This is a genomic window from Halomonas sp. PGE1 (assembly GCF_013000985.1).
Lineage (GTDB): Bacteria > Pseudomonadota > Gammaproteobacteria > Pseudomonadales > Halomonadaceae > Halomonas > Halomonas alkalicola.
The window spans coordinates 1,672,291-1,685,265 of the sequence record NZ_CP053032.1 but is presented as its reverse complement, the minus strand read 5'-3'; the positions used below and the strand labels follow the sequence as shown (position 1 = coordinate 1,685,265).

General features: G+C 68.7%; 11 protein-coding genes. 1 reads left to right on the top strand and 10 read right to left on the bottom strand.

All coding sequences use genetic code 11. The features are described from left to right. Positions 1–70: 70 nt before the first annotated feature. From HIR79_RS07955 to HIR79_RS07940, 4 genes are all read right to left on the bottom strand, one after another. On the bottom strand, positions 71–1,018 hold the full coding sequence (locus HIR79_RS07955; protein ID WP_119020830.1) for a Nudix family hydrolase: 948 nt from the start codon (positions 1,016–1,018) through the stop codon (positions 71–73). Positions 1,019–1,089: 71 nt separating this feature from the next. Continuing rightward, positions 1,090–2,307 carry a bifunctional glutamate N-acetyltransferase/amino-acid acetyltransferase ArgJ gene (argJ, locus tag HIR79_RS07950; protein WP_169957915.1) on the bottom strand — a complete coding sequence of 406 codons (1,218 nt, stop codon included), beginning with the start codon at positions 2,305–2,307 and terminating at the stop codon, positions 1,090–1,092. A gap of 30 nt (positions 2,308–2,337) precedes the next feature. Next, positions 2,338–5,067, bottom strand: a complete 2,730-nt coding sequence (gene secA, locus HIR79_RS07945) for a preprotein translocase subunit SecA (RefSeq protein ID WP_169957914.1) — start codon at positions 5,065–5,067, stop codon at positions 2,338–2,340. 60 nt (positions 5,068–5,127) lie between these two features. Continuing rightward, entirely contained in the window at positions 5,128–5,499 is a 372-nt protein-coding gene (locus HIR79_RS07940; RefSeq protein WP_249322377.1) for a hypothetical protein, read from the bottom strand. 115 nt (positions 5,500–5,614) lie between these two features. On the opposite strand from HIR79_RS07940, the gene HIR79_RS07935 reads away from it, so the two are divergent. Continuing rightward, positions 5,615–6,076, top strand: a complete 462-nt coding sequence (locus HIR79_RS07935; protein ID WP_169957913.1) for a DUF721 domain-containing protein — start codon at positions 5,615–5,617, stop codon at positions 6,074–6,076. An 86-nt stretch (positions 6,077–6,162) separates the two neighbouring features. On the opposite strand, the gene lpxC is transcribed toward HIR79_RS07935, so the two are convergent. The 6 genes from lpxC to murC all read right to left on the bottom strand — a co-directional run bounded on the left by lpxC (position 6,163) and on the right by murC (position 12,941). Further along, entirely contained in the window at positions 6,163–7,074 is a 912-nt protein-coding gene (gene lpxC / locus HIR79_RS07930; RefSeq protein WP_169957912.1) for a UDP-3-O-acyl-N-acetylglucosamine deacetylase, read from the bottom strand. A gap of 112 nt (positions 7,075–7,186) precedes the next feature. Beyond that, positions 7,187–8,362: a cell division protein FtsZ gene (ftsZ, locus tag HIR79_RS07925; protein WP_169957911.1), complete on the bottom strand. Its 1,176-nt coding sequence runs from the start codon at positions 8,360–8,362 to the stop codon at positions 7,187–7,189. 34 nt (positions 8,363–8,396) lie between these two features. Further along, positions 8,397–9,686, bottom strand: coding sequence for a cell division protein FtsA (gene ftsA / locus HIR79_RS07920; RefSeq protein ID WP_119020824.1), 1,290 nt, complete (start codon positions 9,684–9,686; stop codon positions 8,397–8,399). Between the two features lie 194 nt (positions 9,687–9,880). After that, complete coding sequence (locus HIR79_RS07915; protein WP_169957910.1) at positions 9,881–10,606, bottom strand: cell division protein FtsQ/DivIB; 726 nt, start codon at positions 10,604–10,606, stop codon at positions 9,881–9,883. Further along, a complete protein-coding gene (locus HIR79_RS07910) occupies positions 10,603–11,532 on the bottom strand; it encodes a D-alanine--D-alanine ligase (protein ID WP_169957909.1) in 930 nt (309 codons plus the stop codon). Before HIR79_RS07910 ends, HIR79_RS07915 begins: the two co-directional genes overlap by 4 nt. Then, positions 11,529–12,941, bottom strand: coding sequence for a UDP-N-acetylmuramate--L-alanine ligase (gene murC, locus HIR79_RS07905; RefSeq protein WP_110068113.1), 1,413 nt, complete (start codon positions 12,939–12,941; stop codon positions 11,529–11,531). Before murC ends, HIR79_RS07910 begins: the two co-directional genes overlap by 4 nt. Between the last annotated feature and the right edge of the window lie 34 nt (positions 12,942–12,975).

Here is a 12,975-nt window from a genome sequence, read left to right as displayed (position 1 = left end):
ACCCCAGACGCAGTGCGCCCCGCCATGGGGCGGGGCGCAACCTGACTACAGCGACGGACGTCGCCGACGGCTACTTCCAGAAATCGCGGATCGAGGCGATGCCCTGGGCACCCACGGCGCGGGCATGGTTGGCATCGAAGCGGGTCATGCCACCCAGGGCGAAGACCGGCATGGCGGCACGCTCCACCAGCTGCTGGAAGTCATGCCAGCCCATGGGGGGCACCTCGGGGTGGGAGGGGGTAGTGCGCAGCGGCGAGAGGGTCACGAAGTCGCAACCCAGCTTGCCGGCCTGTACCAGCTGCTCGCGATCGTGGGTAGAGGCCGCCAGCCACTTCCCCTCGGCGATGGGGCGACGCTCGAGGCGCATCAGCCGTTCGCTGGTGAGGTGGATACCGTCGGCATCGACCCGCTCGAGGAGCTCGGGCTCGGCGTTGAGCAGCAGGCGAGCCCCATGCTGGCGACACAGCGCCAGGGTGACCTCGGCGCGGGCCAGGTAGGCGGTCTCGTCGAGCTGCTTGGCGCGCAGCTGCACCAGGCGGGCGCGATCCTCCACCAGGGCACGCTCGAGGCGCTGCAGGTAGAGAGCCTCGTCCTCCTCCTCGGCGGTGATGAGGTACTCGGTCGGCAGCGCGACGGCACGCAGGATCGGCAGGTTGGCCGCCGGGAAGGGGTAGTTGACCAGCTCCTCCATGGGCACCCAGCGCACCGCCTGCCCCTCGCGGCCGAAGGGCTCGCCGGAGAACTCGTGCACCTGCCAGACGTCGAGCAGGATGTGCTTGTCGGGATACTCGTGGTGGATGCGGATCAGCGGCTGCGCGCGCTGGATCTCCACCCCGAGCTCCTCATGGAGTTCGCGCTTGAGCCCGCCGAGGCCCGTCTCGTACGGCGCCAGCTTGCCTCCCGGAAACTCCCACAGCCCGCCATGGTCGACGTTGCTGGGCCGGCGGGCGATCAGGACCTGCCCGCCGTCGGCACTGATGATGGCGGCGGCCGCCACATGCACCCTTCTCTTCACCATTGCGTTCATTCACCTTTCCAACTGGCCCGCCCTCGGGGGCGGGATGCTCTGTCCGGCGGCTGACCGATCGCTCAGCTGCGATAGTCGGCGTTGATGGTTACATACTCATGGGAGAGGTCGGTGGTCCATACCGTGGCGCTCTCCTCCCCGCGTCCCAGGTCGATGCGAATGGGGATCTCCTCCCTGGCCATCACCGCACTGCCGGCCTCTTCCGTGTAGCAGGGCGCCCGGCCACCGGCCTCCACCAGGCGAACCTCGCCCAGGTCGATGGCCACCCGGGAGACATCGAAGTCCTCGACCGGCGCACGGCCGACCGCCGCCAGTATCCGACCCCAGTTGGCATCCGAGGCAAAGAGCGCGGTCTTGACCAGCGGCGAGTTGGCCACGGTGAAGGCCACGTCGAGAGCCTCCTGACGGCTCGCGGCCCCGTTCACCTGCAGGGTCACGAACTTGGTGGCTCCCTCGCCGTCGCGGATGATCGCCTGGGCCAGCTCAGTCATGACCCGCTGCAGACCGTTGCGGAAGATGGCGATGGCCTCCTCCCCCTCGACCCGCGGTCCCTGCTGGGTAGTGATCAGCATGCAGGCGTCGTTGGTGGAGGTGTCGCCGTCCACGGTGATGCAGTTGAAGGAGCGATCCACCGTCTCGCGCAGCATCTCCTCGAGCAGCGCCTGGTCGAGGGCGGCGTCGGTGGCCACGAAGGCCAGCATGGTCGCCATGTTGGGCTGGATCATGCCCGAGCCCTTGGCGATGCCGTTGATGGTGACCGTGGCCTCCCCCAGCGCCAGGGTCACGCTGGCACCCTTGGCGCGGGTGTCGGTGGTGAGGATGCCCTCGGCGGCCTGGTGCCAGGACGCCCCCTCCTCCCCCAGGTTCGCCAGCGCCACGGGCAGTCCCGCCAGCACCCGCTCCATGGGCAGCGGCTCGCCGATCACCCCGGTGGAGAACGGCAGCACGGCCTCGCCGGGCACCCCGGCCAAGCGTCCCAGCTCGGCGCAGGTGGCGCGGGCATCGGCAAGCCCTACCTCGCCGGTACCGGCATTGGCGTTGCCGGTATTGATCACCAGGTAGCGGGCCGGCTGGCCGGAGGCCAGGTGCTCGCGGGCCACGGTGACCGGTGCCGCGCAGAAGGCGTTGCGGGTAAAGGTCCCCGCCACGCGGGCACCGGCGGGCGCCTCGATCACCACCAGGTCACGGCGGTTGGCCTTCTTGATGCCCGCCATGGCGGTACCCAGGCGCACGCCGGGGATCGCCGGCATCTCGGGAAAGCTTGCATTACCCACTGCCATCGTCTCGTCTCCTGTCTGCTGGGCGGCAGCTCAGTCCAGCTTGCCGCAGCACTGCTTGTACTTCTTGCCCGACCCGCAGGGGCAGGGATCGTTGCGGCCCACCTTGGGCCCCTCGCGGCGCACCGGGCGTCCATCCGCTCCCGGCAGCGGCGCCCCCGACTCCTCGGGGCGGTCGAGTGCATCGGGATCCTCGTGACGGCTGTCGGCCATGGCCTTCTCGCGCTCCAGCGCCTCGCGACGCTTCTGCTCGAGCTCCTCGACCTCCTCGGGACGCCGCACCTGCACATGGCTGAGGATGCGCGTCACGTCGGCCTTGATATTGGCCAGCAGGTTCTGGAACAGCTCGAAGGACTCGCGCTTGTACTCCTGCTTGGGGTTCTTCTGGGCGTAGCCGCGCAGGTGGATGCCCCGGCGCAGGTGGTCCATGGACTGCAGGTGCTCCTTCCAGCGGGTGTCGAGCACCTGCAGCATCACCTGCTTCTCGAAGCGGCGCATCAGGGCCTCGCCGGCCTCGGCCACCTTGGCCTCGTAGGTCTCGCGATGCAGGGTCTGCAGCCGCTCGCGCAGCTGCTCCTCGTGGAAGCGGTCGTCCTCCTCGGCCCACTGCACCACCGGGACGTCCAGGTTGAACTCGGCCTTGAGGTGGTCCTGAAGCCCGGGGAGATCCCACTGCTCGGCGAGGCTCTGGGGCGGCACATAGTCGCTGATGGCCAGGTCCAGCACCTCCTGGCGAATGCCCGCCACGGCCTCGGAGACCTGTTCGGCGGCCAGGATCTCGTTGCGCTGCTCGTAGATCACCCGGCGCTGGTCGTTGGCCACGTCATCATACTCGAGCAGCTGCTTGCGGATATCGAAGTTGCGGCTCTCGACCTTCTTCTGGGCGCGCTCCACGGCGTTGGAGACCATCTTGTGTTCGATCGCCTCGCCGCGCTCCAGGCCCAGGGCCTTCATCATGCGCTGCACCCGGTCGGAGCCGAACAGCCGCATCAGGCTGTCCTCCAGCGACAGGAAGAAACGGGTCGAGCCCGGGTCCCCCTGGCGACCGGCACGGCCACGAAGCTGGTTGTCGATGCGCCGCGATTCGTGGCGCTCGGAGCCGATCACGTGCAGGCCGCCGGCGGCCAGCACCGCATCGTGGCGCTCCTGCCAGGCGGCCTTGAGCGCCTCGAGCTGCTCGGGACTCGGGTTGTCGAGCTTGGCCGCCTCGGCTTCCCAGTTGCCGCCCAGCATGATGTCGGTGCCGCGGCCGGCCATGTTGGTGGCGATGGTGATGGCGCCGGCGCGGCCCGCCTGGGCGATGATCTCCGCCTCGCTCTGGTGCTGCTTGGCGTTGAGCACGCTGAAGGCGAGGCCGGCCTGTTTCATCAGCCCGGCCAGGTACTCGGAGGTCTCGATGGAGGCGGTCCCCACCAGCACCGGGCGTCCGGCCTCGGTCTCGGCCTGGACGTCCTTGATGATCGCCTCGAACTTCTCCTCGGCGGTCAGGTAGACCAGGTCGTTGAGGTCGCGCCGCACCAGCGGCTTGTTGGTAGGAATCACCACCACGTCGAGGCCGTAGATCTGGCGGAACTCGAAGGCCTCGGTGTCGGCGGTACCGGTCATGCCGGCCAGCTTCTCGTAGAGGCGGAAGTAGTTCTGGAATGTGGTCGAGGCGAGCGTCTGGCTCTCGCGCTGCACCGCCACGCCCTCCTTGGCCTCGACCGCCTGGTGCAGGCCCTCGGACCAGCGGCGGCCCGGCATGGTGCGCCCGGTGTGCTCGTCGACGATCACCACCTGGCCGTCGGCGACGATATAGTCCACGTCACGATGGTAGAGGTGACGGGCGCGCAGCGCCGAATGCATGTGGTGCAGCAGATTGAGGTTCTGGGCCGCGTAGAGGGAGTCGTCTTCGCCCAGCAGCCCCTCCGCCCGCATCAGCTCCTCGACCTTGTTGTGGCCGGTCTCGGTGATCTCCACCTGCTTGTGCTTCTCATCGAGCAGGAAATCGCCGCTGGCCGGCTCCTCGGGATCCTCGCAGGCCACCAGGTGGGTCGCCAGGCGGTCCACGACCTTGTAGAGCTCGGTATTCTCGTCCACGGCGCCGGAGATGATCAGCGGCGTCCGCGCCTCGTCGATCAGGATCGAGTCCACCTCGTCGACGATGGCGAAGTGGAGCCCGCGCTGTACCTTGTCCTCCAGCGAGAAGGCCATGTTGTCGCGCAGGTAGTCGAAGCCGAACTCGTTGTTGGTGCCGTAGGTGATGTCGCAGGCGTAGGCCGCGCGCTTCTCCTCGCTGGTCTGGCCGGCATGGATGATGCCGACGGTGAGGCCGAGGAACTCATAGAGCGGACGCATCCACTCGGCGTCCCGGCGTGCCAGGTAGTCGTTCACCGTGACCACGTGCACGCCCTTGCCGGGCAGGGCATTGAGGTAGACGGCCAGGGTCGCCACCAGGGTCTTGCCCTCACCGGTCTTCATCTCGGCGATGCGGCCGCTGTTCAGGGTCATGCCGCCAATCATCTGCACATCGAAGTGGCGCATGCCCATCACCCGCTTGCCCGCCTCGCGCACGGTGGCGAAGGCCTCGACGAGCAGGTCATCGAGTGCCTCGCCGGCGTCGAGACGACCACGGAAGGCTTCGGTGCGCGCCTGCAGAGAGGCGTCGTCCAGCGCCTGCAGCTCCGGTTCGAGAACAGTAATGCGGTCGGCCTGGCGGCTCATGCGCTTCACTTCACGATCGTTCTTGGAGCCGACGACCTTGCGTAACAGGGAATTGATCATTGGGGGGGTCCAGTCTTTACGTGTGGCAGCGTGCCAGCCGCCCGAGGCAGCCGGCCAGGATCAGGGATTCAGCGTGCCAACGCAGGGCGGACCCCGACGGGTCAGGACATCATGGGCCGCGGTCGCCAGGCGGCGGCGGGGGGATGGCGGCAGGGGCAGTCGCCCGCGTGCGCCAGGACGGCCGAGGACACGCAGCGGCCAGGCACGCCGCGCGCGGCGGCGGGCCTGCAGCCGGGAGCTGGCCCGGATCAGCGCCGGTGCCAGGATGCATACCTGCACCAGGCGCTCGGCCTGGCGCAGCGTCTCACCCTGGGCCAGGCCAGCCGGCAGCAGGCACCCCACCAGCAGCCCGGCCAGCCACCAGCGCGCGGGGCGCCGCCGGCTCATGGCGGCGGGCGCCTTGGCATCGTCATGCTGGGTGCGGGCGGGCATGCTGTCGACGGACTCCCGAGCGTGCTAGGCTGGCGGGCATCAGCGCCCGGCACAGTGAAGAGTGAGTGTGGCTTTCCTGTCCGGCGACCGGAACAAGGCCCCGAGAAACAAGCCCATGAGTATAAAGGCAAAGCGCTTCCGCGCCCAGCCCATGACCCGCCTGCTCGATGGCCACGGCGAACTCGGCTCGCTGATGCGCATGGCGCGACTGATCGAGCGCGCTCAGCAGCACCTGCGTGACCAGCTCCCCGCGGAAGTGGCCGAGCACCTGCACGTGGGCGGCTTTCGCGATGGTCGCCTGACGCTGATCACCGACCGTGCCGCCTGGCTCACCCGGCTGCGCTACGAGCAGCCGCGACTGCTCGAACGGCTTCACCAGCTGCCCGGCTTCGAGGCGGTGACCGGCTTCACCCTCAAGGTCCGCCCGGTACGACCGGTCAAGGCGCCGCTGCGCCAGGTGCGCCATCTGCCGGCCCGAGCGGCCGATGAACTCGCGAGCTGCGCCGAGGACGTGGTCGACCCGCGGCTCAAGGCAGCGCTCCAGCGACTGGCCGCCCATGCCGAGCGCGAGCCATGACGGCAACGCCCCGAGCCCCATAGCAAGAAAGGCCCGCCAGACGCTGGCGGGCCTTCTTCATGTCATGGGGGCGGGACGAACTGGCGTCAGGCCATGGCCGGGGCCGCGTAGGAGATGGGCGCGGCGGCGGCCTCTTCCTCGAAGGTGACGATCTCGTAGGAGTCGGGCTGGGCCAGCAGGGCGCGGCAGAGCTGATTGTTGAGCGCATGGCCCGACTTCACCCCGCGGAACTCGCCGATCAGGCTGTGGCCGAGCTGGTAGAGGTCGCCGATGGCATCCAGCACCTTGTGCTTGACGAACTCGTCGTCGTAGCGAAGGCCGCCCTCGTTCACGATGCGGTAGTCGTCCACCACGATGGCGTTGTCGAGGCTGCCACCGAGCGCCAGGTTGTTGGAGCGCAGGTACTCCAGGTCACGCATGAAGCCGAAGGTGCGGGCCCGCGACACCTCCTTGACGAAGGAGGTGGTGGAGAAGTCCACCATGGCCGTCTGGGTCTGCTCCTCGAACACCGGATGGTCGAAGTCGATGGAGAAGGCGACCTTGAAGCCCTGATGCGGGCGAAAGGTGGCCTCCTTGTCGCCCTCGGTCACCGTGATCTCGCGCTTGATGCGGATGAACTTCTTGGGCGCGTTCTGCTCGCTGATGCCGGCGGACTGGATCAGGAACACAAAGGGGCCGGCACTGCCGTCCATGATCGGCACCTCGGGGGCGCTGAGGTCGACATAGGCGTTGTCGATGCCGAGTCCGGCCAGGGCCGACATCAGGTGCTCCACCGTGGCCACCTTGGCGCCGCCCGAGGAGAGCGCGGTGCACAGGGTGGTGTCGGTGACGTTGTGCGCCTTCGCCGGAATCTGCACCTCGGGATCCAGATCGGTGCGCACGAAGACGATGCCGGTATCCACGGGCGCCGGGCGAAGGGTCATGTAGACCTTCTTGCCGGAGTGCAGGCCGACGCCCGTGGCGCGGATGACGTTCTTCAGGGTGCGTTGTCTGATCATGAGAGGTGGCCAGGCTGTTGTCGGGTTATCAAACACTGTTCACTATAACACCGAACGGGCGTTTCGACAAAGAAACCTCGCCCGGCACGCCCTATGGACTCGATAGCGCCCCTCAATCCGCCTGGCGGCGCAGGAAGGCCGGGATATCGAGATAGTCATCGAGCTCCTGGGAGCGGCGCTTCTCGGCACGCGGCTTGGCGGCCTCCTCCGGCTCGGCGGCGGCGCGGGCGGCCTGCTGGCGCATGGCCGGCTGCGCCGGGCGCTGACGGTAGTCGCTGCCTGCCTCGACGCGCTTGGCCGGCTCGCGGGTCGCGGCCTTGGCCTGCTGACGGCCGTCGAGCCCGGCGGCCACCACGGTGACACGCAGCTCGTCGGACATCTCCATGTCGATGGAGGTGCCCACCACGATGGTGGCGTCCTGGGAGGCGAACTCCTGAACGGTGGCGCCCACATCGTTGAACTCGCCGATGGAGAGATCCGGGCCGGCGGTGATGTTGACCAGGATGCCGCGGGCGCCGTGGAGGTCGACGTCCTCGAGCAGCGGGCTGCGAATGGCCTTCTCGGCGGCTTCCCTGGCGCGGTTCTCGCCGATGGCGCTGCCGGAGCCCATCATCGCCATGCCCATCTCGGACATCACGGTCCGCACGTCGGCGAAGTCGACGTTGATGATGCCCGGGCTTGTGATCAGCTCGGCGATGCCCTGAACGGCGCCCAGCAGCACATCGTTGGCGGCGCTGAAGGCGGTCAGCAGGCTGGCGCTCTTGCCCAGCACCGAGAGCAGCTTCTCGTTGGGGATGGTGATCAGCGAGTCGACGTGCTCGGAGAGCTCCCGCATGCCCTCCTCGGCGGCGCGCATGCGCTTGGGACCCTCGAAGGGGAAGGGACGCGTCACCACCGCCACGGTGAGGATACCCAGCTCCTTGGCCACCTGGGCCACCACCGGGGCACCGCCGGTGCCGGTACCGCCACCCATCCCGGCGGTGATGAAGACCATGTCGGCACCGTTGAGCAGCTCGGCGATCCGCTCGCGGTCTTCCATGGCCGCCTGACGCCCCACCTCGGGGTTGGCGCCGGCGCCGAGCCCCTTGGTGATCTCGGTGCCGAGCTGGAGCACGGTCTTGGCGGAGACCCGCTTGAGGGCCTGGGCATCGGTGTTGGCGCAGATGAACTCCACGCCCTCGATGTTGCTCTCGACCATGTGATTGACGGCATTGCCGCCGCCGCCGCCGACACCGATCACCTTGATGACCGCGCTGCTTGAGGGTGCGCTATCTACCAGTTCAAACATTTGCCCCGTCTCCTGGGTCGCCATGGCGACCCTGTCAGAAATTTCCTTTCAACCAGCCCTTGAACCTTGCCAGCGCCGGTATGCTTTCCCTGAAGCCGCGCCGGCCGGCGTCCTCACGCCGCGCCTGAACCGGCACCAAGCTGCCCTGTGTCTGTCGACCATGCCCCTGCCGATTTTCCTGCAGGGCGTAATGTAGCAAACCGACTCCGGTCGAATAAATCGGGTTGCGGACCACATCGGCCAGGCCCCGCACGTTCTGCGGGCAGGCGATGCGCACCGGCATGTGGAAGATCTCCTCGGCGAGCTCCACCACCCCTTCCATGCGCGCGGTGCCCCCGGTCAGCACCACCCCGGCGGCCACCAGGTCCTCGTAGCCGCTGCGGCGCAGTTCGTCGCGCACCAGGGTGAAGAGTTCCTCGTAGCGAGGCTCCACCACCTCGGCCAGCGCCTGGCGGGAGAGGTCCCTGGCCGGGCGGTCGCCGACGCTGGGCACCTTGATCAGCTCGTCGCTGGCGGCCAGCTGGGTCAGCGCGCAGGCGTACTTGACCTTGATCTCCTCGGCGTGCTGGGTCGGGGTGCGCAGGGCCATGGCGATGTCGTTGGTGACCTGGTCCCCGGCGATGGGGATCACCGCCGTGTGGCGAATCGCCCCCTCGGTGAACACGGCGATATCGGTGGTGCCGCCGCCGATGTCCACCATGCAGACGCCCAGCTCCCGCTCGTCCTCGGTGAGCACCGCCATGCTCGAGGCGAGCTGCTCGAGGATGATGGCATCGACCTCGAGGCCGCAGCGGCGCACGCACTTCTCGATGTTCTGCACGGCGTTCAGTGCCGCCGTGACCAGGTGCACCCGGGCCTCCAGGCGCACCCCGGACATGCCCAGCGGCTCGCGGATGCCGCCCTGGGTGTCAATGGAGAACTCCTGAGGCAGCACATGAAGGACCCGCTGGCCCTCGGAGATGGCCCGGGCCCGTGCGGAGTCGATGACGCGATCGATGTCGGAGGGGGTGACCTCGCGCTCCTTGATCGCCACCACGCCATCGGAATTCATGGAGCTGATATGGCTGCCGGCGACGCCGACATAGACCGAATGGATATCACAGCCGGCCATCAGCTCGGCCTCCTCCACGGCGCGTTGGATGGAGAGCACCGTGGATTCGATGTTGATCACCACCCCTTTCTTCATGCCGCGGGAGGGGTGCGAGCCGATACCGGCGATCTCGATGCCGCCATCGTCGGTGGGCTGACCCACGATCGCCACGACCTTGGACGTTCCGATATCCAGCCCGACTACCATATTGGACGCATTGGAAGGACCTGCCATGAGTCGGGAACTCTCCTAGAACCTGGCCCGCTTCGGGGCCTGCAACACGGAAAATGAACCTGGGGGCAATTATAGGAACAACTCGGGTTGATCCTCCACCCCACAGAAAAATTCACCTTTCACGATACGGTGATTTTGCCCCAAAAGAAACAGGCGCAGTCCCTCGAACATGCGCCTTTGCGGAGAAAATGGTCTCAGCCCTCGGCCGACTCATCATCCTCGGCGGGGTCGGATTCACCGTGCCAGGCAACGGCCACGCCGTTGGGGTATCGCAGGTCGATGTAGCGGATATGCGACGCCAGGGAGCCGAGCTGCCGCTGCCAGGCCGCGGAGAGCCTGCCCAGCCGCGCCTCGCGGTCGTTGCGACCGAGCATCACCCAGACCCCATCGTCCAGCTGGAAGCGCCAGGCGCCGCGGGGCTCCAGGCGCAGCTGGGAGAGCTCGAGGCCCATGGCGCCGAAGCGGGTGGCCAGCCGTTCGTGGTAGGCCAGCACCTCCGCCCCGCTGCCGGCGGGACCGGCGAGATCCGGCAGGTCGCCGGGCGGCGACACCGGGCCGAAGGCGAAGGGCTCGCCCTCGGGATTGAGCAGGTAGTCGTCGTTCCAGCGTGCCACCGGAATCTGCTCGACCAGCTCGAAGGTCAGCGCATTGGGCCACTCCCGAGTGACCCGCACCTCGGAGAGCCAGTCGATGGCCAGCGCCTCCTGGCGCAGCTCGGCCACGTTGACCGACAGCCAGGTGCGGCCGCGGATCAGCGGCGCCAGCTCGTCGCGCAGGTAGTCGGCGCTGACGTGGGTGAACTCGCCGGCGATGGAGACCCGCTCGATGGGCCGGTCGAGCCACAGCCACAGGGCCCGACCGCCGGCGCCGAACAGCACCAGCAGCAGCACCACCCCGAGCAGGCCACCGCGACGCGTCATGCCCGCTTCGCCTCCAGGGTACTGGCCAGGATGCGCAGCACCAGGGCCTCGAAGTCGATGCCGGCGTGGGCCGCGGCCTGGGGCACCAGGCTGTGGTCGGTCATCCCCGGCGAGGTGTTGACCTCGATCAGCCAGAAGCACCCCTCGGCGTCGCGCATCACGTCGACGCGCCCCCACCCCTCGGCGCCGACCGCCTCGAAGGCGCGACGGCAGAGCTCGCCGAGCTCGGCCTCCTCAGCATCGCCGAGCCCGCAGGGCAGGTGGTAGCGCGTCTCGTCGGAGAGGTACTTGGCCTCGTAGTCGTAGAAGCCGCCGGGCACCTCGACGCGGATCGCCGGCAGCACCTCGTCGCCAAGCAGCGACACCGTATACTCGTCGCCCTTGATGAAGCGCTCGGCCATCACCCGGGCGTCGAAGCGGGCCGCCTCGTGGTAGGCCGCCGCCAGGGCCTCGGCGCTCTCGACGATGCTGATGCCCAGCGTCGAGCCCTCATGCACCGGCTTGACGATCAGCGGCAGGCCGAGGCGCGCCACCACCGCCGACCAGTCGGCGTCGGTCTCCAGCATCACCGACTCCGGCGTGGGCAGGCCGAGTGCCTGCCACACCAGCTTGGTGCGCTGCTTGTCCATGCCCAGGGCCGAGGCGAGCACGCCGCTGCCGGTATAGGGAATACCGAGCAGCTCCAGCGCCCCCTGCAGGGTGCCGTCCTCGCCGCCGCGGCCGTGCAGGGCGATGAAGACGCGGTCCGGGGCCAGGGCCTCGAGCCCCACCAGCCCGCCATCGGCGGGGTCGTAGCCGATGGCATTCACGCCGGCACGGGTGAGCGCCGCCAGCACCGCCGCCCCGCTCTTCAGCGAGACCTCCCGCTCGGCGGAGCTGCCGCCGTAGATCACGGCCACGCGGCCGAGGTCGTTCACCAGGCTCATAGGGTCACCTCGTCGAGCTCAAGGGCCGCCTCGGCCAGGGCCAGGGAGATGCCGCCCACGTCGCCGGCGCCCTGGGTGATCAGGATGTCGTCCGGGCGCAGCACCCGGGCCAGCAGGCCCGGCAGTTCGCCCTTCTCCTGGACGAAGATCGGGTCCACCTCACCGCGCTGGCGGATGGAACCGGCCAGGGTGCGCCCCTCGGCGCCGGGAATCGGCGCCTCGCCGGCGCTGTAGACGTCCAGCAGCAGCAGGGTGTCGACGCCGGAGAGCACCCGCACGAAGTCCTCATAGAGGTCGCGGGTGCGCGAGTAGCGGTGGGGCTGGTAGAGCATCACCAGGCGCCGCTCGGGCCAGCCGGCGCGTACCGCCCGGATCACCATCTCCACCTCGCGAGGGTGGTGGCCGTAGTCGTCCACCAGCATCACCTCGCCCTCGCCGCCCGGCGCCGGGAAATGCCCCTGCACCTGGAAGCGACGTCCCACCCCCTGGAAGCCGGCCAGGCCGCGCAGGATGGCGTCGTCGTCGACCCCGGCATCGGTGGCCACGGCGATGGCCGCCAGGGCGTTCAGGGCGTTGTGGCGGCCGGGCATGGCCAGCCGAACGGCGAGCGGCGCCAGCCCGCCGGGGCGATGGGCGGTGAAGCGGATCTCGCCGGCCTGCTGGGCGAAGTCGGCGATGCGGTAGTCGGCGTCCTCGCTGAAGCCGTAGGTGATGAACTGGCGATGCACCCGGTCGAGCAGGCCGCGCACGTTGTCATCGTCGATGCACAGGATCGCCAGGCCATAGAACGGCAGATTGTGCAGGAACTCGAGGAAGGTGGTCTTGAGCTTCTCGAAGTCGCCGCCGTAGGTGGCCATGTGGTCGGCATCGATGTTGGTGACGATGGAGACCATGGGCTGCAGGTGCAGGAAGGAGGCGTCGGACTCGTCCGCCTCGGCCACCAGGTAGTCGCCCTCCCCCAGCCGGGCATTGGTGCCGGCGCTGGTCAGCCGCCCGCCGATCACGAAGGTGGGGTCGAGCCCCCCCTCGCCGAGCAGGGTCGCGGTGAGGCTCGTCGTGGTGGTCTTGCCGTGGGTCCCGGCCACGGCGATGCCGTGGCGGAAACGCATCAGCTCGGCGAGCATCTCGGCGCGGCGCACCACCGGCACCCGGTGCTCCCGGGCCCAGACGATCTCGGGGTTGGCTTCGTCCACCGCGGTGGAGACCACCACGACATCGGCGCCGACCACATGGTCGGCATCGTGGCCGATGGCGACCGTGATGCCGCACTGGCGCAGCCGCGCCACCACCGTCGACGCCTTCAGGTCGCTGCCGCTGACCGTATAGCCCTGGTTGGCCAGGACCTCGGCGATGCCGCACATGCCGGCGCCGCCGATGCCCACGAAATGGATGTGCCGGATCCGGCGCATGCCAAGGCCCCGCTCGGGGGGGGACGGACTGGCC

Bases quoted from the DNA above. Each gene is read 5' to 3' on its own strand.
- HIR79_RS07955 (WP_119020830.1), bottom strand. From the start codon at position 1,018: ATGGTGAAGAGAAGGGTGCATGTGGCGGCCGCCGCCATCATCAGTGCC.
- argJ (WP_169957915.1), bottom strand. From the start codon at position 2,307: ATGGCAGTGGGTAATGCAAGCTTTCCCGAGATGCCGGCGATCCCCGGC.
- secA (WP_169957914.1), bottom strand. From the start codon at position 5,067: ATGATCAATTCCCTGTTACGCAAGGTCGTCGGCTCCAAGAACGATCGT.
- HIR79_RS07940 (WP_249322377.1), bottom strand. From the start codon at position 5,499: ATGCCCGCCCGCACCCAGCATGACGATGCCAAGGCGCCCGCCGCCATG.
- HIR79_RS07935 (WP_169957913.1), top strand. From the start codon at position 5,615: ATGAGTATAAAGGCAAAGCGCTTCCGCGCCCAGCCCATGACCCGCCTG.
- lpxC (WP_169957912.1), bottom strand. From the start codon at position 7,074: ATGATCAGACAACGCACCCTGAAGAACGTCATCCGCGCCACGGGCGTC.
- ftsZ (WP_169957911.1), bottom strand. From the start codon at position 8,362: ATGTTTGAACTGGTAGATAGCGCACCCTCAAGCAGCGCGGTCATCAAG.
- ftsA (WP_119020824.1), bottom strand. From the start codon at position 9,686: ATGGCAGGTCCTTCCAATGCGTCCAATATGGTAGTCGGGCTGGATATC.
- HIR79_RS07915 (WP_169957910.1), bottom strand. From the start codon at position 10,606: ATGACGCGTCGCGGTGGCCTGCTCGGGGTGGTGCTGCTGCTGGTGCTG.
- HIR79_RS07910 (WP_169957909.1), bottom strand. From the start codon at position 11,532: ATGAGCCTGGTGAACGACCTCGGCCGCGTGGCCGTGATCTACGGCGGC.
- murC (WP_110068113.1), bottom strand. From the start codon at position 12,941: ATGCGCCGGATCCGGCACATCCATTTCGTGGGCATCGGCGGCGCCGGC.